The 22,464-nt window shown below is 54.5% G+C and carries 26 protein-coding genes; 13 read left to right on the top strand and 13 right to left on the bottom strand.

Annotated features, from left to right (window positions below; genetic code table 11):
- From TX82_RS07115 to TX82_RS07080, 9 genes are all read left to right on the top strand, one after another.
- The coding region (locus TX82_RS07115) for a flagellin (protein WP_275450576.1) at positions 1 to 405 on the top strand (405 nt) is incomplete at its 5' end.
- 295 nt (positions 406 to 700) lie between these two features.
- Positions 701 to 1,639: an ABC transporter ATP-binding protein gene (locus TX82_RS07110; protein ID WP_005008674.1), complete on the top strand. Its 939-nt coding sequence runs from the start codon at positions 701 to 703 to the stop codon at positions 1,637 to 1,639.
- The gene (locus tag TX82_RS16685) at positions 1,636 to 2,013 is read left to right on the top strand and encodes an ABC transporter permease (RefSeq protein ID WP_244875007.1); all 378 of its coding nucleotides are present in this window, start codon (positions 1,636 to 1,638) and stop codon (positions 2,011 to 2,013) included. The genes TX82_RS07110 and TX82_RS16685 overlap by 4 nt, the downstream gene beginning before the upstream one ends.
- Entirely contained in the window at positions 1,959 to 2,402 is a 444-nt protein-coding gene (locus TX82_RS16680; protein WP_244875006.1) for an ABC transporter permease, read from the top strand. Before TX82_RS16685 ends, TX82_RS16680 begins: the two co-directional genes overlap by 55 nt.
- Before the next feature lie 4 nt (positions 2,403 to 2,406).
- A complete protein-coding gene (locus TX82_RS07100; RefSeq protein ID WP_005008672.1) occupies positions 2,407 to 3,951 on the top strand; it encodes a GldG family protein in 1,545 nt (514 codons plus the stop codon).
- Positions 3,948 to 5,726 (top strand): DUF4340 domain-containing protein, encoded by a 1,779-nt coding sequence (locus tag TX82_RS07095; protein WP_042250779.1) that lies wholly within the window; start codon positions 3,948 to 3,950, stop codon positions 5,724 to 5,726. Before TX82_RS07100 ends, TX82_RS07095 begins: the two co-directional genes overlap by 4 nt.
- Before the next feature lie 784 nt (positions 5,727 to 6,510).
- Positions 6,511 to 6,933, top strand: coding sequence for a dUTP diphosphatase (gene dut / locus TX82_RS07090; RefSeq protein ID WP_005008667.1), 423 nt, complete (start codon positions 6,511 to 6,513; stop codon positions 6,931 to 6,933).
- Between the two features lie 30 nt (positions 6,934 to 6,963).
- Entirely contained in the window at positions 6,964 to 7,494 is a 531-nt protein-coding gene (locus tag TX82_RS07085; RefSeq protein WP_005008664.1) for a macro domain-containing protein, read from the top strand.
- A gap of 81 nt (positions 7,495 to 7,575) precedes the next feature.
- A complete protein-coding gene (locus tag TX82_RS07080; protein ID WP_005008655.1) occupies positions 7,576 to 8,190 on the top strand; it encodes a NifU family protein in 615 nt (204 codons plus the stop codon).
- A gap of 1 nt (position 8,191) precedes the next feature.
- Here TX82_RS07080 and TX82_RS07075 read toward each other — a convergent pair whose 3' ends face one another.
- Together TX82_RS07075 and TX82_RS07070 are read right to left on the bottom strand one after the other, a co-directional pair.
- Positions 8,192 to 8,770, bottom strand: a complete 579-nt coding sequence (locus tag TX82_RS07075) for an LOG family protein (RefSeq protein ID WP_144079117.1) — start codon at positions 8,768 to 8,770, stop codon at positions 8,192 to 8,194.
- Positions 8,771 to 9,196: 426 nt separating this feature from the next.
- Positions 9,197 to 10,357 carry a deoxyguanosinetriphosphate triphosphohydrolase gene (locus tag TX82_RS07070; protein WP_005008648.1) on the bottom strand — a complete coding sequence of 387 codons (1,161 nt, stop codon included), beginning with the start codon at positions 10,355 to 10,357 and terminating at the stop codon, positions 9,197 to 9,199.
- A gap of 422 nt (positions 10,358 to 10,779) precedes the next feature.
- Between TX82_RS07070 and TX82_RS15180 the strand changes: the two genes are divergently transcribed.
- The 4 genes from TX82_RS15180 (at position 10,780) to serA (ending at position 15,456) form a co-directional block, all read left to right on the top strand.
- Complete coding sequence (locus TX82_RS15180) at positions 10,780 to 11,856, top strand: hypothetical protein (protein WP_052338218.1); 1,077 nt, start codon at positions 10,780 to 10,782, stop codon at positions 11,854 to 11,856.
- A gap of 275 nt (positions 11,857 to 12,131) precedes the next feature.
- Positions 12,132 to 12,587: an RDD family protein gene (locus TX82_RS07060; protein ID WP_005008642.1), complete on the top strand. Its 456-nt coding sequence runs from the start codon at positions 12,132 to 12,134 to the stop codon at positions 12,585 to 12,587.
- Between the two features lie 45 nt (positions 12,588 to 12,632).
- Positions 12,633 to 13,784, top strand: coding sequence for a pyridoxal-phosphate-dependent aminotransferase family protein (locus tag TX82_RS07055; RefSeq protein ID WP_005008640.1), 1,152 nt, complete (start codon positions 12,633 to 12,635; stop codon positions 13,782 to 13,784).
- Between the two features lie 91 nt (positions 13,785 to 13,875).
- The gene (gene serA, locus TX82_RS07050; protein ID WP_005008637.1) at positions 13,876 to 15,456 is read left to right on the top strand and encodes a phosphoglycerate dehydrogenase; all 1,581 of its coding nucleotides are present in this window, start codon (positions 13,876 to 13,878) and stop codon (positions 15,454 to 15,456) included.
- Positions 15,457 to 15,528: 72 nt separating this feature from the next.
- On the opposite strand, the gene TX82_RS07045 is transcribed toward serA, so the two are convergent.
- From TX82_RS07045 to TX82_RS06995, 11 genes are all read right to left on the bottom strand, one after another.
- The gene (locus TX82_RS07045; protein ID WP_005008635.1) at positions 15,529 to 16,128 is read right to left on the bottom strand and encodes a peptidylprolyl isomerase; all 600 of its coding nucleotides are present in this window, start codon (positions 16,126 to 16,128) and stop codon (positions 15,529 to 15,531) included.
- Between the two features lie 103 nt (positions 16,129 to 16,231).
- Complete coding sequence (locus tag TX82_RS07040) at positions 16,232 to 16,927, bottom strand: YecA family protein (protein WP_005008633.1); 696 nt, start codon at positions 16,925 to 16,927, stop codon at positions 16,232 to 16,234.
- A gap of 157 nt (positions 16,928 to 17,084) precedes the next feature.
- Entirely contained in the window at positions 17,085 to 17,519 is a 435-nt protein-coding gene (locus TX82_RS07035; RefSeq protein WP_005008631.1) for an Lcl C-terminal domain-containing protein, read from the bottom strand.
- A 51-nt stretch (positions 17,520 to 17,570) separates the two neighbouring features.
- Positions 17,571 to 18,038 carry an Lcl C-terminal domain-containing protein gene (locus TX82_RS07030; RefSeq protein ID WP_005008629.1) on the bottom strand — a complete coding sequence of 156 codons (468 nt, stop codon included), beginning with the start codon at positions 18,036 to 18,038 and terminating at the stop codon, positions 17,571 to 17,573.
- A 3-nt stretch (positions 18,039 to 18,041) separates the two neighbouring features.
- Complete coding sequence (locus TX82_RS07025) at positions 18,042 to 18,929, bottom strand: Lcl C-terminal domain-containing protein (RefSeq protein ID WP_005008627.1); 888 nt, start codon at positions 18,927 to 18,929, stop codon at positions 18,042 to 18,044.
- A 14-nt stretch (positions 18,930 to 18,943) separates the two neighbouring features.
- A complete protein-coding gene (locus TX82_RS07020; protein WP_005008625.1) occupies positions 18,944 to 19,504 on the bottom strand; it encodes an Lcl C-terminal domain-containing protein in 561 nt (186 codons plus the stop codon).
- 17 nt (positions 19,505 to 19,521) lie between these two features.
- Positions 19,522 to 19,740: a UXX-star selenoprotein family 1 gene (gene uxx1 / locus TX82_RS07015; RefSeq protein ID WP_005008622.1), complete on the bottom strand. Its 219-nt coding sequence runs from the start codon at positions 19,738 to 19,740 to the stop codon at positions 19,522 to 19,524.
- 39 nt (positions 19,741 to 19,779) lie between these two features.
- A complete protein-coding gene (locus TX82_RS07010; RefSeq protein WP_005008621.1) occupies positions 19,780 to 20,418 on the bottom strand; it encodes an Lcl C-terminal domain-containing protein in 639 nt (212 codons plus the stop codon).
- A gap of 53 nt (positions 20,419 to 20,471) precedes the next feature.
- A complete protein-coding gene (locus TX82_RS07005) occupies positions 20,472 to 20,927 on the bottom strand; it encodes an Lcl C-terminal domain-containing protein (protein ID WP_237100637.1) in 456 nt (151 codons plus the stop codon).
- Between the two features lie 182 nt (positions 20,928 to 21,109).
- Positions 21,110 to 21,607 (bottom strand): Lcl C-terminal domain-containing protein, encoded by a 498-nt coding sequence (locus TX82_RS07000; RefSeq protein WP_005008618.1) that lies wholly within the window; start codon positions 21,605 to 21,607, stop codon positions 21,110 to 21,112.
- Between the two features lie 123 nt (positions 21,608 to 21,730).
- On the bottom strand, positions 21,731 to 22,222 hold the full coding sequence (locus TX82_RS06995) for a hypothetical protein (protein WP_005008617.1): 492 nt from the start codon (positions 22,220 to 22,222) through the stop codon (positions 21,731 to 21,733).
- Between the last annotated feature and the right edge of the window lie 242 nt (positions 22,223 to 22,464).

The following is a 22,464-nucleotide window of genomic DNA, read 5'->3' as shown; positions in this document are numbered from 1 at the left end:
ATCGTGATCCAGATCGGCGCCGATTCCACAGTCGACAGCCGTTTCAACTTGAATTTCGAAATGAATCTGACCGCGATGAGTACCACCACGCTAGGGATTCACGACCAGAGTATAACCTCGGCAGCGTTGGCTTTGACCACCCTGGAGGCGATCACCACTGCGCTTGAAACCCTTTCCAATGCACGCGGCAGAGTCGGTGCGGTTCAGAACCGGCTGGTGCGGACCATCAACAACCTGTCCGTCACCATCGAGAACGTGCAGGCCGCCGAGTCGCAGATCCGCGACGCGGACATCGCCCAGGAGATCGCCAACCTGACGCGAAACCAGATCCTGGTTCAGGCCTCGACGGCGATGGTCGGTCAGGCAAACCTGATTCCGCAGAGCGTTCTGCAGCTGCTCCAGTAATTCCTTAAAATATGGCCCCGCTTTTGCGGGGCCACCTTGTTTAATGCTCCCGCTTTACGGGAGCATTTTTTGTTTCACTTGAAAACAACCACCCGCCCCAATCCTTTCCCCTTTCCTCCGTTGGCATCTCAGTCCGTCGATTTTCCCTTCCTGAAAATTAAAAATTTTTAATGGATTCCTGCAGGGGCCTGTGATAATTTTTTTGAGTGACCCCTGCGGAGGGAAGTTATTGGAAAATAAAATCTAATTTCTTTACGCAAACCATCCCACCTGTTGCTGCGTATCCGAGGATTTCATGATAGAGGTTCAAAATCTGGCCAAATCGTACGGTCCCCGGTCAGCCATTCAAGGCCTCACATTTCAAGTCAACCAGGGAGAAGTGGTCGGTTTTCTGGGACCCAACGGCGCCGGTAAAACCACCACGATGAATATTCTCTGCTGTATTCTTCCCGCCTCCAGCGGCACGGCGCGGGTGTGCGGTTTCGACATCTTCGAGCAATCCTACGAAATCCGCAAGCGCATCGGCTACCTGCCGGAGACGCCGCCCCTGTACCAGGACATGGTGGTGTCGAAATATCTTGCGTTCGCCGCGGGGCTGCGCGGGGTGCCGAAAAAACAGATCCCCTCCGCCGTGGACCGGGTTCTCGGCCAGTGCCATATCCGGGACGTCCAAGACCGCATCATCGGCCGCCTCTCGAAAGGCTACCAGCAGCGCATCGGGCTGGCGCAGGCGATGATCCACGATCCGGAGATCCTCATCCTCGACGAACCGACCATCGGCCTCGACCCCATCCAGATCATCGAAATCCGCAAGCTCATTCAGGAGCTGGGCAAGTCGCATACGATTCTTTTGAGCTCGCACATCCTTCCCGAAGTGACGCAGATCTGCCAGCGCGTCATCATCATTCACGAGGGCCGCATCGCGGCGATGGACACCCTCGACGGTTTGAACGCGTCGCTGCGCCACAGCAACCGGCTGGAGTTGAAGGTGCGAAACGCCGACACCGGCATCACTCCCAAGCTGGAAGCGCTGGACAAGGTCTCCGCCGTGCACCCGGATGGAGTCAACCGGTTTATCATCGACATTGAGTCCAACCAGCCGGCGCAGGACGATGTGGCACGGATGGTGCTGGAGCAGGGATGGGGGCTTGAGGAATTGAAGCCGGTGTCGATGACGCTGGAAGATATTTTCCTGAAACTGACCACCGAGGAAAAACTGGATACGCCGTCATGAAACAATCGCTGTGGATCGCCAAACGGGAACTGAACGCGTTTTTCCAGTCGCCCATATTCTACGTGGTGACGACCGTGTTCCTCGCGCTGTACAGCTGGATGTTTTACAGCCTCCTGGCCCTGTTCGGGGCCCAGAGCTTCCAAGCGCCGCAGTTCCAGCAAATGGGCCAGATCCTCAACGTCAACCAGTTCGTGATCGAACCGTCGCTGGCCAACATGTCGGTGATCCTGCTTTTCATCATTCCGCTCATCACCATGCGCGCATTGGCCGAAGAAAAAAGAACAAGACCTTTCCCCTTCTTCTGTCCTCGCCGGTACACATGCGCGAGATCATCGCGGGCAAGTTTCTGGGATGCCTGTGCGTCGTTGCAGTGATGTTGCTGTTGTCCTCTTACTCGGTGATCTTCATCCTCTTCATGGGCTCGCCGGAGATCGGCCCGATCCTCTCCGGCTACCTGGGCATCCTTCTGATGGCGGCGTGTTACATCTCGCTCGGCATCTTCGCTTCCTCGCTGACCGACAACCAGATCATCGCCGCGGTGATCAGCTTTGGATTCATCCTGTTCATGTGGATCATCGGCTGGGCCGCGCAGTCCGCGGGTCCGGAGCTGGGAGAACTGCTCAATTACATTTCGCTGGTCAGCCACATGGAGTCGTTTCTGCAGGGCGTGATCGATTCCAGCGACGTGGCCTATTACCTGTCGTTCATCGCCTTCGGCCTGTTCCTGACGTACCGGGTGGTGGAATCGCGGAGGTGGAGCTGAGGTTATGAAGCGAACGACTCCCTATCTTGCATGGATCGGTATCACCTTCGGGTTCGTCGCGCTCCTGCTTTATATCGTGATCCCGCAGTTTCCGGTGTGGCCGATGACGTTTTTCATCCTGTCCGCGCTGAACCTGGCCACCTTCGTCATTGTGGACCGCAAAAACATCCGGAAGGCGATGAACACACGGCAAGTCATGTACGGTATGAACGCGGCGGTGTTGATCCTCGTGTTCACCGGAATCCTCATTTTCCTCAACATCCTCGCACACCGCCACAAGGCACGGGTGGATTTGACGGAGACGGGTTACTACACGCTGGCTCCTCAGACTGAGAAGGTGTTGTCCGGCCTCACCCGCCCGGTCAAGATCATGGCTTTTTACCAGGTGGACGATCCCGTCAAAAAAGAGTTCGTGCAACTGGTGGACGGGTTCCGGCAACTCTCGGATCACATCGAAATCGAATTCATCGACCCCATCCAAAGCCCGACGCTCTCCAACCAGTATGGTCTTAAAACCGACCGCACGGTGGTCCTGCAAAGCGGACCGCAACAGGATAAAATCGAAAACGTCACTGAAGAGAGTTTGCTGAACGGCATTCTGAGCGTCACCCGCGACGGACAGAAAAAAGTCTATTTCATCGGCGGCCACGGGGAAAAAGACATTGAGGACCAGGAGAAAGCGGGCTTCTCCAAGGTGCGCGAGGGACTGGAGAAAAACAATTTCAAGGTCGGCAGCCTGTTCCTGCTTCAAACCGAATCCATTCCGGAAGACGCCGACCTCGTGGTCCTTCCCGGCCCCAAAAAGAAACTTCAGGAAAAAGAATTGCAGGCGCTGGAAACGTACCTCAGCCGGGGAGGATCGGTGTTTCTTTTGCTCGATCCCCAATTCGACGCGGGTCTCAAGGACATGCTCGGGCGCTGGGGCGTGGCATTGAAGGACGACATCGTGGTTGATCCCAATTCGCTGAATCTCGCCATTCCCATTGTCCAACGCTTCGTCAAGCACGCCATCACACAGGACTTCACCATGCCGGTCATCTTTCCCCTGGTGCGCTCCATCTCCCCTATCGAGACGGAAGGATTGACTGTGACGCAACTCGCCTTCGCCTCCGACTCCAGTTGGAGCGAGGTGAATTACAAAGGCGAAAACGTGGAATACGATCCCGGTGAAGATTTGAAAGGCAACGTTCCGGTGGCTGTTGTCGTGACCAAACCGGACCCGGGAACGAAGGAAAGCGGACCCGATTCGAGCCAACCCGGGAAAGAACCCCCTGCCCGGGAGCCCCGGCTGGTTGTGGTGGGCGATTCCGATTTCGTGGCCAACACCACGTTTTCCACGTACGGCAACAGCGACTTTTTCCTCAACACGGCTTCATGGCTGATGGAGGAAGAGGAACTCATCTCCATCCGGCCGCATGAAAGAAAATACAGTCCCCTGACCCTCACCCGTCCGCAACGGAATCTCGTACTGGTAACGGGAATGGTGATTCTGCCAATGCTGACCGCGGTGCTGGGGGTTCGCATCTGGTGGAAACGTCGTTCGCTATGAAGTTCCGTGGCACACTCATCTGGATCGCCGTCTTCGCCGCACTGGCGGCCTATGTCGGTTTGGTCGAACTCCCCTCCGAAAAAAAAGAGCAGGAACAAAAAGACCGGGCCGAAAAACTTCTGCTGTTCCAGGAAAGCGACGTCGAAAAGCTGACTCTTCAACGCGGCAAGGCCGTCACCCGGATCCGGCGCCTGGACAAAAATTCCTGGCAGATTGAAGAACCGGTCCAAGCCAAAGCCAGCCGGAGCGCCGTCGATCAGTTGATCTATGAACTGGAGACGGCGCGGCACAGCCGCATCGTCGAAGACAACCCCGCCGACATCGCACCCTTTGGCCTGGACTCGCCTCGGTTGATCGTCACAGTTCATTTGAAAGGCGGCAAAACGTTGTCCCTTGAGCTCGGCAACGCCAGCCCCATCGGTCATTCGCATTATGTGCGGATGGGAGACTCAAAGGCGGTGTACCTGTCCGGCCTCGATGCCCGCATCATCGACAAATCCGCCAACGACCTGCGCGACCGCAGTCTTTTCGAGTTCCAGACCGCCGACGTAAAGGGCTATAGCCTGCACTACCAGGAGGAAACGCAAACCGTCACGAAAAAAAATGACCTCTGGCGGCTTTCGGGAAAGGTCAACGGGCTCGCGGACTCCGACGAAGTCGTGAATTTCCTGAGTTCCGTGCAATCGGCGGACGCCGTGGAGTTCATCGACGAGACGCCGGACGCACTGGACATTTACGGCCTGGATTCGCCACGCATCGTGTTCACCGTGCTGCTGGGGGGAAAAGAAGAACGGACTCTCACCCTGCGCGTGGGCAACGAACATAAAAAAGGCCAGCACTACGCACAATGGAGTGAAACCGGGAACGTGTTCACTCTCGGTCAGCCCCTGGTCACCACCCTTTCACGCAATGCCGTCACCTTCCTCGATAAAAAACTCCTGACCTTCGAGGAAAAAGAAATCGCCTCGATCACATTAAAAAACCAGGGGGAAACCGTCATCCTGCAACGTCAGGATGGAAAAAAAGACAGCGGTGGAAATGCCTGGGTGCTGGTTCAACCGGAAAATGAAGCGGTGAATCCCGCCGCCATCAACAGCCTTCTGTTCGACCTGAAGGACGTGCGGGTGAAAGAGTTTGTCGAGGCCGACCGCCTCGACCTGTTCGGCCTGGGAAATCCGGCGCAGGTAGTGACGGTGCAGGCGGAGGGCGGACAAACCGTTTCGATCCGCCTCGGCAACTCCAACATGCAAAAGAACCTTTATTTTGCTCAACGAACCTCTGACAACGCCATGTTCGCCTTGAATGCGGAGGATGTGGGAAAAATTTTCCGCAGCCTGCACGACCTGCGCGACCGCAAACTGTTTTCCATAGATGCCGAAAAGGTCGGGCGCATCGTCCTCGAGTATCCTGACCGGGCGTTTGAACTGGTCCGCAAAGATGAGACGTGGTCGCTCACGAGGCCGGAGAGAATCGAGTCGGTTCCCAATCACATTGGCCGGGGGATTGTGTGGACTCTCAACAACCTCGAATATGAATCCATAAATACGTCTGAAAAGGCAAATAATCAAATGGGATGGGAATCCCCTTCCCTTCGGGTCACGGTGGAATCTGCAGAAGAGAAACCGCTGGCCCGTCTGACGGTCGGCGCCCCGCTGACCGGGAAAAACAGGCTTTACGCACGGGTGGAGGGGACCCCCGGCTGGTACACCATCAAAACCCGGTTTCTGGAGGAGATCCCGGGAAACATGGATCGCTTCCGGGGCAAAGCACCCTGATCCAACCCCCTCCAACACGGGAAGCCTTTTGAACGGTTTCCGCCTGACCGCATGCCTTTACCGTCTGGACATATCCTTCTTCCTAACCCAACGCATCAACCACTTTATATGGAAAATCGTCCAATTTTGGACCCAATATCTGGTGGTAAAACCACTCAAAGACCCCGCGCCCTGAAATTTACTAACCCATAAATATTTGAATTAAAATGAGTTATAAAATAGAACTTAACTTTCTAGATAAATCTCTTGACTGCCTACAATATATAGTGGTATCCTCCGGAACCAATACAAGATAAAGGATGTTGTACACGCGGAAACTGGGTTGCATCAAGACAAACCGGAACACGGTTCGGTATGAAAAAACACAGTTTTAAAGACCAAGACGCGAGTCACCCAATTTCCTGCCCTGAAAGGCGGGTTACTTTAAAGGCGTTTTCCAATTATCCAGTGAATTCCGGCTTGCCCGGAATTCGCGAAAAGGCCCTTCCCACTTCCCCAAATGTATTGAGCGCCGGCCGGAATCTCCTGAGTATTCATTCGGTTACGAAGCCCTATCCAAACGGCGTCGATTGGAATCGTTTTTTGGGATTCGGGTCCTTCGGGATTCAGAATCCAAAAGTAACCCGCCACCACCTCGCTTTTTCACCCCACCGGCACGTTGACCCTGTATTGGGTTCCAATTCGGATTTGCGGGTTTTGCCAAGGACAGACAAAACACCTCTGTTATGCTGATTTCGGGTTGCCGTGCCGGTGGGGTTTTCATATTCGCCCCAGGGAGCACACGATGACAGACTTAATACCCACATGCCGGGTTCAGGGCGAGCCCTTGCCCGTTTACACCCACCCGGGAGACGCCGGGGCGGATTTGTTCGCGGCGGCGGACGACGTCATTCCCGCGCGTGGCCGGAAGCTGATAGGCACCGGCATTCGCATTGCCCTGCCCGCCGGGCACGCTGGATTGATCTGGCCGCGGAGCGGACTGGCTGTCAAAAACGGAATCGACTGCGGCGCCGGGGTCATCGACTCCCAGTACCGCGGCGAGGTGCGGGTCCTCCTGTTCAATCATTCTGACGAGGATGTGGCCGTAAAAAAAGGCGACCGCATCGCCCAACTTCTGGTACAAAAGGTGGAACGGGTGGATTTTGTCCCGGTTGAAGAATTGGATGAGACGGCCCGCGGGGCCAACGGCTTTGGTTCCAGCGGCTGATTTCCAACTCTGGTTTTCTGTTTGGTTGGTATGAAGCTCAAGATCAATCAATCTGAAATCGAACTGCAAAAAGGCGACATTACCGAAAGCGAAACCGATGCCATCGTCAATCCCGCCAACTCCAGCCTGACTCTCGGTGCGGGCGTGGCCGGGGCCATCCGTACCAAAGGCGGTCCGCTGATTCATGAGGAATGCAAACTCATCGGCCATTGCCCGGTAGGAGAGGCGGTCATCACCTCCGGCGGCAACCTGAAAGCCAACTACGTGATCCACGCCGTGGGCCCCCGGTTCGGCGAAGGTGACGAGAACGAGAAACTCCAGAACGCCACCTTGAGCAGTCTGCGCCTGGCGGATGACCACCTGCTCACCTCGGTCTCTTTTCCCGCCATCAGCACCGGTGTGTTCGGCTTTCCCATCGAGGATTGTGCCAGAATAATGCTTTCCGCCGTGGGAGGCTACCTGTCCGGAAAAACCGGCCTGCACCGGGTGCGGTTTGTGCTGTTCGACGCCAAGAGCCTTGAAATCTTTGAAAAACAACTTTCTTCGATGGCCGAGGGCTGATTTTTTAGGAAAGTTCGTGATTTCCCCGTATAATGGGGCGATTTAATCCTCACACCTTACCTTTCACTGGGGGGACCGGCCATGAAATCCGGGTTCAAAGTCATGACCTTTCACCACACACCCAATCCGGAGGCGGCGCAGTTCATCATGAGCGGCGACGTCATAGCCCGAGGCACACGCACCTTCAGCTCACCCGACAGTGCGCGGGGTGACGCCCTGGCCGAAGCGTTGTTCAATATCTACGGTGTGGAAAACGTGTTCATCAAGGAAAACTTCGTCACCATCACCAAATCCCCTGTGGTGGGGTGGACCACCCTGATGGAACCAGTGCAGAACACGCTGGAAAAGAACATGACATTCTATGAGACCAGCGACGAGGATCAGAAACCCGAATCCGCCGCCAAAAACATTTTGGAAGAAGTGGAAGTCGAGGATTTTCCGAACCTGCCCGACAAGAAAAAGAAGGAAGTCATCGACGCCCTGCTCGACCACGCGATCCGCCCCGCCCTGGCGAACGATGGCGGTGGCATCACCCTGCTGGACGTCAAGGGCAAGGTTGTCCATGTGCACTATCAGGGCGCATGCGGCAGTTGTCCCAGTTCCACCACCGGCACCCTTCAGTACATCGAGAACTTTCTTCAGAACACGCTGAGCCAGGACCTCAAAGTGGAAGCCGACAACGCCTCCCTCGTCTGATTCAAAACCACTTGCTGGGCAGTTCCGGCGGCGAAAACGATTCCAGGTACAACATCGCCTGTTCCGGTGTTTGAACCAGCTCAAGCATCTCCATCGTCTCCTTCTTGGCGAAATTCAACTCCACCATTTTTTGGAAATGAGCGAATAAGCCATCGTAAAATCCGCCGGTATTGATAAACACCAGCGGCTTGTGCGTGAGCCCCAACTGGACCATGGAAAAAATTTCCATGGCCTCCTCCAGGGTGCCCACACCCCCCGGAAGCACCACGAAGGCATCGGCACGCTCATCCATGGTGGCCTTGCGCTCCCGCATGTCCCGGGTGACGATCAACTCGTCCGCCTCGTCGTACTTGATTCCTTTTTTCATGAAAAATTTGGGGAGAACCCCCACCACCTTGCCGCCCTCCTTGTGAATGCCGCGCGCAACCGCGCCCATGAGACCGATGGAGGCGCCCCCGTAAATCAACTCCACCCCCGCACGGCCCATGCGCCGGCCCAGGTCGTCCGCCGCGTCCAGGTAAACCGGATCCACACGGGTGCTCGATGCGCAGAATACACAAATCGACCGGATCGCGTTCATCGTGGCAAACCACCTTTCCAGAGGCCGATCCAATGCCGCTCCTTGGGCAATGCTATCCGGCCTTCTGAGTGGAAATACAGCCTGCCTTTCGGCAGGCCAACAAAATAAAAATTATTATCCTTGATTATCAAAGATTTAGGTACCTTGACAGATTTTAGCCCCCTGCCCATATTTAAATGCATAAAGGTAATTGCCTGGTTGGAGCAAAGGGCTCCAACCCAAACCCCTCCAAGGAGGAGTGGACCATGGAATGGATTGAAATCGGTGAGAGCGGAAGGTTTCTGATCGCCGGCGTGGCGATACTGGCTGCGATCGCGTTCATGTATCTGTTCGGGAAAAACCTCGAATAAATATTGCGGCGCTTTCCAAAGATACGGGCGAAGGGTCATCCTTGAGGGATGGCCCTTTCTGCTTTTGGAACCCGACTCAAATCAGGGTACCCAATCCCTCATCGGGACTGTACAGCTTTTTGTATTCGTCGATGGAAGACCGGTCCGTCATTCCGGAAATGGTGTCACAGATTCTACGCTCCATTGAATCCTTCGACCCTTCTTTGTGTGCCGTTTCCGGAAGCAGTTCGGGATACCGCGAAAACGCCTCAAATAGTTTTGTCAAATACAACTCCGCCTTGAATTCCATGCGTCGCACCTTGCGGTGATGGTACATGTTTTTGAAAAGGAACCGTTTCAACTCCAGATTCTTCTCGTTGCACTCCTTGCTGAATCCGGCCACCCGCGCCTTACACGACCGAACATCATCCACCGTCTCTATCCCATATTTGCGCACGTTCCTGAGTGTGGTCTTGCGGAAATCGGTGACCAGGTCGTTGATGATGGCGCGAACGATCTGGTACTTCTTCAGTTCCAGGTCGAGGTTGGCGTATCGCTGTTCCAACACTTTTTCATTTTCCTTCCACAACGTCACACTACCAAGCTCGCCGGGGTCCAGCAGGTTGGAAGTGATGCCGTCATCCAGATCGTGCGCGTTGTAAGCGATGCCGTCCGAGAAATCCGCAACCTGACCCTCCAGCGTCGGGTACTTGAACTGCTTGTTTTTGAGGATCGGGTTGTCCCCGTCGCGGCTGTGTTTGCTGATCCCCTCCTGCACCTCCCACGTCAGGTTCAGACCTTCAAAATCCGGGTAGCGCTTTTCCAGGACGGTGACGATGCGCAGGCTCTGCCGGTTATGCTCAAAGCCGCCGTGGTCCTTCATCAACTGGTTGAGCACGCGCTGACCCGTATGGCCGAACGGGGGATGCCCCAGATCGTGCGCCAGCGCGATGGCTTCAGCCAGGTCTTCGTTCAAACGAAGCGACTTGCAGATGGAGCGCGTGATCTGCGCTACTTCCAAAGAGTGCGTGAGGCGTGTGCGGTAGTAGTCGCCTTCATGATAAACGAACACCTGCGTCTTGTATTCGAGCTTGCGGAACGCAGAGGAATGGATCACCCGGTCGCGGTCGCGCTGAAAGCGCGTGCGGTAGGCGTGTTCCTTCTCCCGGATGCGGCGGCCCAGGCTGGCACCGCTTTTCACCGCATAAGGAGCGAGATACTGTTCTTCCAGTTTTTCAATGTCCTGTCGCTTGAGCACGGTGGCCTTCCAAAAAATAAAACAGCGGCCCCGTTTCGCCCTTACAACGAAATCGACCGCGTTGGCATTGTAACGGATTCATTCGCTTTTGCAATTCACACCCCAGACACCCCACAAAGAAGAAGGTCCATCCAGATTCCTGATGGCGGATGAATGCGACCCTCTTATAAGTCCTCCTTCCGTTTCCAGCAGAAAAACCAGGCTCCAACCTTCCCCCCAAAAATGCGTATTATCCCCGTCCAACCAACCGGTCTGGGAATCAGGGCCAAGCCGACCAAATCCCCAAAAACCACCCACCCCCCGTAATGCATTATTTTTCTTGACGTTATTCTTTTATTGGCTATAATAATCTCATGCATTGTCCAGATTGTGGGTACACATATTTCACCAAATCGAAGCGCTGTCCCAGTTGCGGAACCAATGTGCGGCAGACCAAGACGCATCTGGAGCAGGCTCAGGAGAAAATGTTCGCCATTTTCGAAGGCGAGGGGTACGCCCCGGCCGAAGTCGGTTCCGCTTCCACTTACGACGACTACGGCGCAGCCGATCTGGGCGAAGACGAGTCCATGTACACGGAGGGCGAAGAGGCCATGTCCGTCTCCGCCGACGGCGTGTTCACAGACATCGGTCCGGACGATTTCGAGCTGGACTTGTCCGAAGCCATTGAAGCCGGTTATGCAGGAGAAGGAACCGGCTTCGGAGAAGCCGCCGCTGCTGGCATGGCGGGTGTGGGTATGGCCGGAGCGGCCGACTATGCCGCCGACTCCATCGAGCCCGGCGCGTACGAACCCCCTCCCATGGAAGAGTTTGACACGGCTACCGAAACGGATGTGAACTTTGACCTCGACAATCCGGAAGGATTCGACGATTCGGAAATCGAGGGCGTGGGCTTTGGACTGGATGAAGAGAGCGATACCGGGGTCGATTTGGACACGGACGATCTCGATCTCGGCGAAACGGCCGATCTGGATTTGGGTGACGACGATTCGGGCACCGATACAGAATTGGACTTGGACCTGGGCGACGATTCGGAGGCAGACACCGGGTTTGATCTCGACTTGGGAGAAGACTTGGATACGGACACTGACTTGGACCTGGGTGTCGACTTGGGAGACGACTCGGATACGGACACCGACTTGGACCTGGATCTCGGCGGTGACGAGCCGGATGTCCAGCTGGATCTGGGTGATGACGAACCGGATGTTCAACTGGATCTGGGTGAGGACACGGACTCGGACACCGGGCTGGACCTCGACCTCGACGATGAACCTCAGGTGGAAGGCCTGGATGATGACAGCGATACCGCCACGTTCGATGCAGACGACGACAGCAGTATCGGGCTGGATCTCGATTTGGATGATGTTTCCGCTGAACCGGTGGTCGATCTGGATGACGATTCCGAATCCACCCCCCCTTCGGATTCCGATCTTGGCTTGGACGACCTCGACCTCGACGGCTTGGAGCTCGACTTGGATACCGACCCCGACGACGACAAATAATCCTTTCTCTGCTTCATTCCCTTCACAACATCCCTTCAAGTAAAGCTTCAACTACATGGAATGGTTCCCCAAACGACCAACCTCCTCTTTTCTTTCCGTTTGTCCGCATTGCCCTAAAAAAATTGGATTTTCAGCCCGTTTTCCATTATAAATTGTAGTACAAATTCAATTTGTGGGAAGCACCCGCTCTACCCGGGAGCCGGGTGGAGACTGGCGGGCTGTTTTCCAGAACCATACCGCGTTTTCCCTCTTTGCCATATCCTTTGATATCCTCCATGAAGCCAGCCGGTTTCCGCCGGCGTTACATCGCATTACTGCTGGATATCACCGTTTTGGAAATTCTAGGTTTATTGCTGAGCCGGACCTTTCTCAATCAGGCTGGAATGGATATGGGGTCCATGCTCATAAAAGTGGCAATGGGCCGGGTCCACGAGGGGAACACGTTACCGCTGCTGATCGTCGGTGGTTTCCTGCAAATGATTTTGGTTTGTGCCTACTTCGTGGTGTTTACCGGCGTTTCCGGTCAAACCCCCGGAAAAAAGTTGATGAAGATACAGGTCCGGATGGAAAACGGGCAACCTGCGAACCTGCGGGCGGCGGCAATCCGTTCCATTCCCGGCTACCTGCTGTCCACCGTCACTTTGGGGCTTGGATTTCTGCTGGCCCTGACGGACCCGCGTCAACAGGCTCTGCATGACAGGATTGCGGAAACGCGGGTCTTTATTGTTTGATAAAACCCTAACTGCAACGGATATCGATAACAGGAAAAGAGGATTATGAATAAGACGTATTTGCTCGCACCCGGACCGACCCCAGTTCCGGAAAAAGTGAATCTGGAAATGGCGGCACCGATGATCCACCATCGCACTCCGCAGTTCAGCAAAATCTTCGGGGAAGCGGCGGAAGACGCCAAGTACCTGTTTCAAACCAAACAGGATGTCATGATCCTGGCCTCCACCGGCACCGGCGGCATGGAAGCCTGCATCACCAACCTGTTCTCCCCGGGGGACAAGGTGCTGGTGATCAACGGCGGTAAATTCGGCGAACGCTGGGGCAAGATTTCCCAGACCTACGGACTGGAACCGGTCTGGATTAACGTGGAGTGGGGTCAGGCGGTTAAAGTAGCGGATGTGAAGGCCGAGCTGGACAAGAATCCGGATATCCGGGGCGTGCTGGTGCAGGCCAGTGAAACCTCCACCACCGTCTCTCATCCGATCGAGGAAATTTCCAAACTCACCCGCCAGCGCGACGACCTTTTGCTGGTGGTGGACGGCATCACCGCCGTCGGCGTGTATCCCCTGCCGATGGACGAGTGGGGCATCGACGCGGTGATCACGGGTTCACAAAAAGCTCTCCAACTGCCTCCCGGGCTCGCCCTGGTTTCTCTCAGCGAAAAAGCCTGGAAGCAGGCGGAAAAGGCCAAGTGCCCGCATTTCTACTTCGATCTGGCCAAGGAACGCAAGAACCTCGCCGACAAAACCACCGCCTACACACCCGCAGTGTCGCTGGTCATCGGGCTCCGCGAAGTGCTGAAAAACATCAAGGAGGAAGGCTTGGAGAACGTGCACAAGCGGCACAACCGCTTGGCCCGAGCCACCCGCGCCGCGGTGAAGGCGCTCGGCATGCAGCCGGTCGCACCGGACTCCCCGGCGGACAGCGCCACCGGCATGTTCATTCCGGAGGGAGTGGACGGCGGCAAGCTGGTTAAAAGCCTGCGCGATGAGTTTGGCGTCACCCTCGCAGGCGGTCAGGACAAATGGAAAGGCAAGGTCGTCCGCATTGCCCACCTGGGTTACGTCGACACCTTCGACACCGTTGTGGCGATCGCCGCCCTCGAGATGGCGCTCAATAAATTCGGCGCCAACGTGCAAATGGGCAAAGGCGTGGCCGCCGCGCAGGAAATCCTGCTGGAAGCTTACTGTAAATAACCAATCGAATACCGGGTCGCGTTGCGGCCCGGTTTCGGCTCTTGATCTGAATCCTTCTCTGGAAACACCGGTTTTCCTCGGAGTTTGAATTATGAAAATTCTTGTCAGTGACAACCTCTCTTCTCTGGGGGTTGATATTCTAAAAAAAGAAGACGGCTTTGAAGTGGATGTCAACACGGGACTGTCCAAGGAAGAGCTGATCAAAATCATCCCGAACTACGACGGCCTGGTGGTGCGGAGCGCCACCAAGGTGACCGCGGATGTCATTGAAGCCGCCAGCAACTTGCGGGTCATCGGCCGCGCCGGGGTCGGCGTGGACAACATCGACCTGGATGCCGCAGGCAAAAAAGGCATCATTGTCATGAACGCGCCGGACGGCAACATGATCACCACCGCCGAGCACGCCATGGCGCTGATGATGAGCATGTCCCGCAACATTCCACAGGCGGCCAACTCGCTCAAGCAGGAAAAGAAATGGTCTCCAAAAACGTTCATGGGCGTCGAGCTTTATGGCAAAACGCTGGGCATCGTCGGCATGGGCCGCATCGGCTCCGTGGTGGCGGAGCGCGCCAAGGGCTTTGCCATGAAGGTCATCGCCTACGATCCGTTCGTCAACAAGGAACATGCGGAAAAAATCGGGGTCGAACTGGTGGAACTCAAAGAGCTTCTGCAACGTGCGGACTTCCTCAGCCTGCACACGCCGAAGATCGACGGCAAGTACCTTCTGGGCAAAGAAGAGTTCAACATCGTCAAACCGGGCCTGCGCATCATCAACTGCGCGCGCGGCGGGTTGATCGACGAGGCCGCGCTGGTGCAGGCCATCAAGGACGGCAAGGTGGCGCAGGCGGCGCTGGATGTGTACTCGCAGGAACCCCTGCCAGCGGACAGTCCCCTTTTGGAGGTGAACGAAATCATATGCACGCCACACCTGGGGGCTTCGACCGAAGAGGCGCAGGACAAGGTCGCTATCGCCATCTGCGACCAGATCATCGACTACCTGAAATACGGAAGCATCCGCAATGCGGTCAACATGCCTTCCATCGATGAAGAGACTCTCCGCAAGATCAAACCGTTTCTGGAGCTGGGCGAGGACCTGGGCAAGATCGCGTCTCAGTTAGCGGCAGGACCCGTCACGCAGGTCAAGGTCCAGTACAACGGCGAAGTCGCGGAAACGGACGTCAAACCGATCACCATCTCGGTGTTGAAAGGTCTGCTGGAACGTGCGATCGACGGCATCAACATGGTCAACGCCCCTTTCCTGGCGAAAGAGCGGAACATCGAAGTACAGGAAATGAAAACCAACGAGATCAAGGACTACACCAGCACGATCCAGGTGCACGTCACCACCAAGGAGGGCACACGCGAAATCACGGGAAGTATTTTCGGCAAGGGCGATCCGCGCATCGTCAAGATCGACGACTACTATTTCGAGGCAGTGATTTCCAAGCACATGTTGATCCTGAGCAACAAGGACGTCCCAGGGGTCATCGGCAACCTGGGCAACGCCCTCGGCAAGCACAATATCAACATCGCCGGGTTCCATCTCGGCCGCATCGGCGAAAACGGCAATGCGGTCTCCGTGATCAACATTGACAGCCCACCGACCAGCGAGGCCCTGCGTGAATTGCGGGAAACCTCCAACGTGCTGGAAGTGTATTCGGTGGTGATCTAGAAAAGTCTTCCGCAAAAACAAAACCCGAATCCGAAAAACCGGATTCGGGTTTTTATCTTATTTGGTGCGAAATCACTCCTGCTTGTCGCCCCCCGCTTCCCCCTCACCGGAAGGCGATGATTCCTTCTTCTCCGGTGGCTCGTATTTCTGTCCGTACACGTTGGCGATCACTTTCAAAATTTCCTCTTCACCGAGAATGTTATAAACCGCATTGGCGGACTTGAAGTGCGGGCTGGTGAACAGGCTGAATACCTTCTTGCTCGAATAACCCAGCATCATGAACTCGTGCGCATAGTTTTCCGCAACCAGAAGCAGGGTTTTGTCGTCCGCGTCTTCGTCCCCGGTGGGAGGACCGTCGTCCGGGTTGACGTCGTCCTTGATCTCGTAAACATAAATCAAATGCCAGCCGAACTCGGTTTTGACGGGGCCGACGATGTCGCCTTCTTCAGCACTGAAGGCGGCCACCTCGAAGGGGCGGACCATGGCACCCTTGCCGAACCAGCCCAGGTCGCCGCCGCGTTTTTTGGACGGGCACTGGCTGTACTGCTCCGCCAGCTTGACGAATTCCTCGCCTTCGTCGATTCTTTTTTTCAGATCCTCGGCCTCTTCCTTTGTGGCCACCAGGATGTGCCGCGCCTGAACTTTTTTGACCTTCTTTTCCTTGGCACTCATATCGTATCACCCTTGGATGTGGTTGATGCAGTCACAGCGCCGGCCCTTGGGCCCTGCGTGATTTCCCCCTCCTGTCGTCTGTGGAAAAGCTCAAAATCCTGTCTCAATTCACTTTGAGAGCACAGCATTTCTTGTATTTTTTACCGGATCCGCACGGGCACAGTTCGTTGCGCTGGGGTTTGTGACTTTCCAGTTTGACGTCCGGCGTTGTTTTCATCAAATCCTCACCGATCTTCTTCGCTTCCTTGTACCGGTCCTTCAGAATTTCGTGGAGATTGGGAATGAACTGATGAAAACCCAACAACAGAGCGGCATTCTTGGGGTCCAGCTTTCCGTCTTCCTCCTCACGGAGGGTTTCATTGAAATAGTACGTGTAGTTGAAAAGCGGCGGCACCTTGTCCTGCTGGCCCTCCTCGAACTTGAAAAACGTCAAACGGACGCTTTTGTTATCGTTTCTCGGATCGAGTTCGTATGAGTCCTCGGCGAAATGTTTCTGGTCCTTGTATGAAAAATCCAGAAGTTTGCTTGAACGAGGAAACAGCTCCATGTAATTGACATACTGCCCGGGTTCGAACACCAGATAGGACATGGGATTCTTTTCCCCGTAAGCTTTTGCTTCCATATAACGCTGTTTGAAATGAAGGATCATTTCATCCGTCAGCTCTCCCTTGAATTCTTCCAGAATTTTTTTCTGTTTTTCCGTGAGAGCGGGATGATTGGGCAACAGCGCCGTGGTTTTATTGAAATGCACGATGAAGGAAAACCGGTTGGCATCGTTCTCCTTGTCGTTCAGACCCACGGTAACATGGTTGCAATCGCAGAACGGGTTGGTGCAGTAGTAGTCTTCCAGAATGTACAGGTTCCGGAAGTCCTCCGCTTCAAACCGGAAAGTGAGAACCGCATTCGTGCTTTCCTGATAATTGATGACGTTGTACGCTTCGATGGTACGCCTCCTGTCACTTCTTATCGTTATCGGTAATGTTTCGTACGGCGCGAACGGAATCCTTGCAGGGATCGTCCCGATTGTTGACGTTGGCGTGGCCGTACCGGTAATAAAAAATCACCGCACCGTTGTGCGGTTTGAGCGTGGAAGTCCACGTGGAGTAGGCACCCCCCGGTGAAAATGCGGGATCGATGAACAATTCAAACCGGTCGCGGTCGCGAATGGAGGTGTCCTCGGTGAAAATACTTTCCGCTTCCTGATGGGTCGGCATGCGCCAGTCGCGAAAGCCTGCAAACTTGCCGTCGTTGAGTTTCCGGATGTAAGTTTCAGCCTGAAACCAGTCGTGAAACTGGCTTTCGTCCTGAAAGGCATCGGTTTGTTTCCACATCAGATTCGTTTCGGTATCGATGACGGTACCGTCACCGTTGTCCTTAAAGCGCTTGGCCATTATTATGCTGCTTCTCCTTGCTCAAAACAGGGTTCACAATTTCACTCGCCGTCACAGTTCGGATTTGGGGATATCCCTGCAATAACGCGTAGCACCGCGGGAAGTGCGGTACACATCGTCAAACGTGATGCCGCCCTTGCGGAAATTGAATCGAACGGCCTGGGTTTTTGTCCGTGTTTCCTTGGTCCAGCACAAAAAACCGAAGCCCGGAGGAAACAATTTTACCAGAAACGCTTTTTGCCCCATGTGGTCCGTGTTTTCCTGCGACTTGTCGAACAGGCTTCGGACCTCGTCTGTAGTCGGCATGCGCCAGTCTTTGTAACCCCCGTGAGCCTTTTTGTTGAGCTCCTGGGCATAATCCCTTGCCTGCACCCAGCTCAACCACTTGTCCGTCAACTGCCAACTGTCCTGGCGGCACCAGATCAACCTGCGTTTCATGTCAATGATGGTATCATCGTCGTTTTCGACGAAACGCGAATTGTTCTGCGTATTCTGGGGGGCGGCGGATGCTTCGCTCATGCTTTACTGGTCTTCCTCTTTCAGGTCACAGACCGGGCGGACACCGTGACTGCGCAACCCTTTTTTATGGAACTTGTAGTCCCCGCTGAAATAATTGAAGCGAATGGCTACCGAGGGGTCCGTTTTGTGCAGGGTCTTGGTCCAAGTGGTTTGGCCCGCCCCGGGAGAAAAAACGGATGGTATGTAGATGGTATCGCCGTAAGTGTCCGTGACCGGGTTATTCGGCCTGTGTATGCTTTGGGCTTCCTTTCGTGTGGGCAGGCGCCAGTGGGTATGGCCGGCGAATTCCTCCTTGTTCAATTCCAGAACGAAGGTCTTGGCCTCGTCCCAACTGACCCATTTGTCCAGGTCCAGATACGAGTCGTCCTTTTTCCAGATGACCTTCATGTCCAGATCGGTGACGGTGCCGTTGCCGTTGTCCACAAAACGGTCCTCGTCCGACATCTGATTGGCGTCCCCAACCAGACGCACCAGTCGGACCGCACTGGGAAACCCGATGTTTTCCTTTGCCAGCCAGTACTCATAATCGGCCCGGAAGTCGTACCCCATTGCCGCTTTGGCCCCGCGGGTTTCCGTTGTCCATGTGGTGTAACCACAGCCGGAGGTGAAGACCGGGTCGATGTGCACTTCGCACCCTTCCATATCCGTATTGCTGAGCTCCGGGTCAAACAGCTCTTTTGCTTCGTGAGCGTTGGGGATGCGCCAGTCATTGTAGCCGGCGAATTTCTGTTCGTTTTTTTCCGTCAGGAATTCCTGGCTCTGCCACCAGGAAATAAGGTGCCCTTTTTCGACCCAGGAGTCGTCCTTGAGCCACATGCGGTTTTTGCGGGTGTCGGTGACAGTGCCGTCGCCATTGTCCACGAATCTCACTTTGGTTTTGGTTTCGGCCATCGGCTAGCTCCCGTTTAACGCCTCGGGTTGTTGGGCCGGGCACGACGGCTGTCGCCCCGGTTGATCGGTTCCTTGCGAACCAGCCGCACCGCACCGAACGCATATTCATCCACATGGAAGATCTTGCCTTCCGTATAATCAAAACGCGGACGGCGCGTGGATGTGTCCGACATGGTCCAGTGAAGCTTGAAGGACCCCTCCGGAAACACGGGGTCGATGTGGATGGTGGCTCCCCCTTTGGCGGTATTGGAGAGTTCGGGATCGTACAGGGTGGCCACCTCGTCCATGGTGGGCAGGCGCCAGTCCGTGAACCCTCCGATCTTGCGGATGTTCTTGAGGTCCGCGTACTCCCGGCTTTCATGCCAGTTGTAATACTTGCCACGGTCCTGCCAGGAATCTTTTTTCATCCAATAAAGGCCCGTCACCGTATCCTGCACCACGTGCGGTCCCATGGCTACAAACCGTTTAGGACCCTCGTCCTCAGAAACCTCGAGCTGTTCCCCGCCATCTTCACGGAGAGCGGGCTTCAATTCCTCTTTGTCTTCCGCTTTCCTGCTCGCTTCCTCTTCTGCCATGTCGTCTCCTGTATGAATCAATCGGTGTACCCGATGACCACGTCGCCTTTATCCACATCCACTATCACCGGAACGATGTACTGCCCTTCCGAATACTCAAGCATCTTTTCCAGGCCGTGCGGATTGTTGTCCACATTGACATAAATGAACGGCTTGCATTGTTTCTTGAAATCCGTCCGGGCCTTTTGGGTATAAGGACAATCGTCCTTGCCGAAAATCATGTAATGACTGCTCATCAAAGCACCTGAATCAGGATGGCCGGTCGCTCCTCAACCTCAGCCATCGAATTTCTTGGTATCCTTTCGCCAGGTGGGCTCCCACTCCTCCTTGACTTCATCGCGAACCGCACGCACGTGGCAATATTCATTGTCCTTGCGTTCCCATTTTTCATTTCCGGTCACGTAGCTGAAGATCATGGCGTACTGCTGGTAATCCGGTTTTTCCTCGTAGGTCCATGTGTTGTGTCCACCCCCTTGTGCAAACAGAGGGTCAATGTGTATTTCCGCACCGTCTTTGTCCGAATTGGAAACGGTGAAGGAAAACATTCGCTTGGCCTCCTCAAAACTGCAGAGACGCCAGTCATCGAAGCCGGCGAACTTTTTCTCGTTCAATTCTTCAATGTAGTCGTTGGCTTCAAACCAGTTGATTCCGTAACCGTATTCCGCGAAAGAATCGCTTTTCTTCCACATGAGATTGTTGTGGGCGTCACTCACGGTCTCGTTTCCGTTGTCCACAAACTGGGGACCGAGCGGAATTTCCTCGTCATCTTCCTCACTTTCAATTTCATCCCAGTCTTCTTCGCCAATCCAATCGACGTCGAAGTCTTCGTCCTGGAGATCCTCAAGGAAATCGTCGGAAAGGTTTTCAGTGTCTTCGTCTTCTTCGATTTGTTTTTTCATATCTTCGTCAGACACAGCTTATTTCCTCCCAGCGGGCTCGGCACGGCCCGGTTCAATATCTAATCTTTTCATTCATCACGGACCAGGCGAACCGAAGTTCCTGTGGTGGATACCTGCTGGTCCACACACACCTCCTTACAGGAGGGGAAATAACACTTCCATGCATAGGTGTCGTAACGCGTGTCCGAGGTCCAGAAACTCCATTCTCCTCCCGCCTGGTAATTGGACACGTTCCTTTTTTTCTTGGAGGGCAAATTCATGAAGAGTTCCCAGTAGGCGTCCGTGTTCTTGAGGAGATTGCGCAACTCGCTTTTGGTCGGGATCCGCCAATCGTTGAAACCCAGGTAATTCTGCTCGTTGCAGGCATCCCGGTAGGCAACCGCTTCATCCCAGTTGAGCCATTTGCCCAACTCCTGGCGGGAGTCTTTCTTCGCCCAGACCAGGTCTTCATCCAATTGAGAAATCGTGTTGTTGTTTTCCTTAAACTGTTCCTTCCAATCCGACATGATCGAGCCAACTTTCAAAAGCCACCCCCTTGAATTCAAAGTCTCCATGCCCGTTTTTTGGGACGAGGGGTTGCTAGACGTTTAATTTCAGAAATTTAAATCGAATATACGCTTAAAATATCACTGTAACCGCTATTTTTCAATATCAATCGCCCCGGCATAAATCCAGTATATATAAAGGTTTTCGGCCTTTTTGGACTTCAGCGTTGTTCGGAAGTGTAGAGTCCTTTTCGGGGTGGGATTTTTCCCAGTTTCTTTTTGAACTCCGGGTCCATGGTCCCACGGACCAGTCGGACACTGGTATGAAGAATGTCGTCCACGTCGGTATGCCCCCCGGTGCCACTGGCAAAGGAGAACACATAGGCGTTGATGCTTCCCATCGTATTGGAGGTCCATGTATTGAAGCCGCACCCTTCGGTGAATACCGGGTCGATGTAGATCAGCATCTCATACCGGTCCAGAATGGAGGCCTCCTTTTCTCTCAAATACAGGCTGTGAGCCTCGTCCTTGCTGGGAAGGCGCCAGTCGGAATGGCCGGCAAAGGCCTCTTCGTTCCTCCTTTTGAGGTATTTTTTGGCTTTGGCGTAGGTGATATTGTCTTTGAATTCCAGGTAGGAATCCTTTTGCATCCACATCAACCTGGAATGCGTGTCGGTGACAGTGCCATCGCCATTGTCCACGAAACGTCCTTCAACCATACATCACACTCCTGATAATGAGGGATTGATCACAAAGGGGTGACCCCCGCCTGGCGCGGGATGGGGAAAACAGAAAAAGCCGGAAGGTCGAAACCTTCCGGCTTTTTCAGACAACTGTAAAGCTTAACGATATGCTTCGGGTTTGTGACCGGTAACACCCGTGATGCCGCGCTCCGTACCCTGCGGCATACCCAGACCCGGCTCGATGTAAGTCATCGGGCGAACATGGTCCAGATGGTAGTCGGACTGATAGGTTTTGCCCGCACCGGCATCGATTTTCCAGTCATGCCGATCGAAACGCTGACGCTGGCAGTTCACAATAACAGAGCCCGGGCCCTTGTTGGTGAAGGTGCTGCGTGCCGCGATGGCATTGGTCTGGTAACCGCCCGGAGCGATCTCCCGGGTAAACACTTTTTCCCATGCATAAGCGTAGGGCCCGATATCGAACTCGAGAGTGGTCTCTTCCGTTTCACTGGTGTTGTAAACAATCCAGGAAGCGTTTTCACAGACAGAGCTCTCTCCCTTTTCAAGAACCGTTTCGTTGGCACTCGCCATGGTGGAGACGGCAACGAAAGCCAGGACCGTAGCCGCGATGGCAACCATTTTTCTTACCATTTGCTCCCCCTTTCAATAAAGGTGATGTGGATAAAACTATTAAACTGCAAAGCCTTTTCGACTTGGAAAATCCATTTCACATCAGCCCTTGCGGGCGTCCCTCACCGGTTGAGGGAGATTCTCCCTAAAGCCTTGTCTTGCGCAGACTAAGGCTACTTCAGGATGTGGCAAAAATATCAGAACCCTCAAACTAAGTCAAGCTTTTATCTTCTACGCCGTCAGAACCCAAGAAATCCCTTTAA

The organism is Nitrospina gracilis 3/211 (assembly GCF_000341545.2).
GTDB classification, from domain to species: Bacteria; Nitrospinota; Nitrospinia; order Nitrospinales; family Nitrospinaceae; genus Nitrospina; species Nitrospina gracilis.
The sequence above is the reverse complement of the archived record's forward strand: the minus strand, read 5'-3'. Positions and strand labels throughout refer to the sequence as shown.

Coding starts and splice junctions, on each gene's coding strand:
- TX82_RS07110 (WP_005008674.1), top strand. CDS start 701: ATGATAGAGGTTCAAAATCTGGCCAAATCGTACGGTCCCCGGTCAGCC.
- TX82_RS16685 (WP_244875007.1), top strand. CDS start 1,636: ATGAAACAATCGCTGTGGATCGCCAAACGGGAACTGAACGCGTTTTTC.
- TX82_RS16680 (WP_244875006.1), top strand. CDS start 1,959: ATGCGCGAGATCATCGCGGGCAAGTTTCTGGGATGCCTGTGCGTCGTT.
- TX82_RS07100 (WP_005008672.1), top strand. CDS start 2,407: ATGAAGCGAACGACTCCCTATCTTGCATGGATCGGTATCACCTTCGGG.
- TX82_RS07095 (WP_042250779.1), top strand. CDS start 3,948: ATGAAGTTCCGTGGCACACTCATCTGGATCGCCGTCTTCGCCGCACTG.
- dut (WP_005008667.1), top strand. CDS start 6,511: ATGACAGACTTAATACCCACATGCCGGGTTCAGGGCGAGCCCTTGCCC.
- TX82_RS07085 (WP_005008664.1), top strand. CDS start 6,964: ATGAAGCTCAAGATCAATCAATCTGAAATCGAACTGCAAAAAGGCGAC.
- TX82_RS07080 (WP_005008655.1), top strand. CDS start 7,576: ATGAAATCCGGGTTCAAAGTCATGACCTTTCACCACACACCCAATCCG.
- TX82_RS07075 (WP_144079117.1), bottom strand. CDS start 8,770: ATGAACGCGATCCGGTCGATTTGTGTATTCTGCGCATCGAGCACCCGT.
- TX82_RS07060 (WP_005008642.1), top strand. CDS start 12,132: ATGAAGCCAGCCGGTTTCCGCCGGCGTTACATCGCATTACTGCTGGAT.
- TX82_RS07055 (WP_005008640.1), top strand. CDS start 12,633: ATGAATAAGACGTATTTGCTCGCACCCGGACCGACCCCAGTTCCGGAA.
- serA (WP_005008637.1), top strand. CDS start 13,876: ATGAAAATTCTTGTCAGTGACAACCTCTCTTCTCTGGGGGTTGATATT.
- TX82_RS07045 (WP_005008635.1), bottom strand. CDS start 16,128: ATGAGTGCCAAGGAAAAGAAGGTCAAAAAAGTTCAGGCGCGGCACATC.
- TX82_RS07035 (WP_005008631.1), bottom strand. CDS start 17,519: ATGGCCAAGCGCTTTAAGGACAACGGTGACGGTACCGTCATCGATACC.
- TX82_RS07030 (WP_005008629.1), bottom strand. CDS start 18,038: ATGAGCGAAGCATCCGCCGCCCCCCAGAATACGCAGAACAATTCGCGT.
- TX82_RS07025 (WP_005008627.1), bottom strand. CDS start 18,929: ATGGCCGAAACCAAAACCAAAGTGAGATTCGTGGACAATGGCGACGGC.
- TX82_RS07020 (WP_005008625.1), bottom strand. CDS start 19,504: ATGGCAGAAGAGGAAGCGAGCAGGAAAGCGGAAGACAAAGAGGAATTG.
- uxx1 (WP_005008622.1), bottom strand. CDS start 19,740: ATGAGCAGTCATTACATGATTTTCGGCAAGGACGATTGTCCTTATACC.
- TX82_RS07000 (WP_005008618.1), bottom strand. CDS start 21,607: ATGGTTGAAGGACGTTTCGTGGACAATGGCGATGGCACTGTCACCGAC.
- TX82_RS06995 (WP_005008617.1), bottom strand. CDS start 22,222: ATGGTAAGAAAAATGGTTGCCATCGCGGCTACGGTCCTGGCTTTCGTT.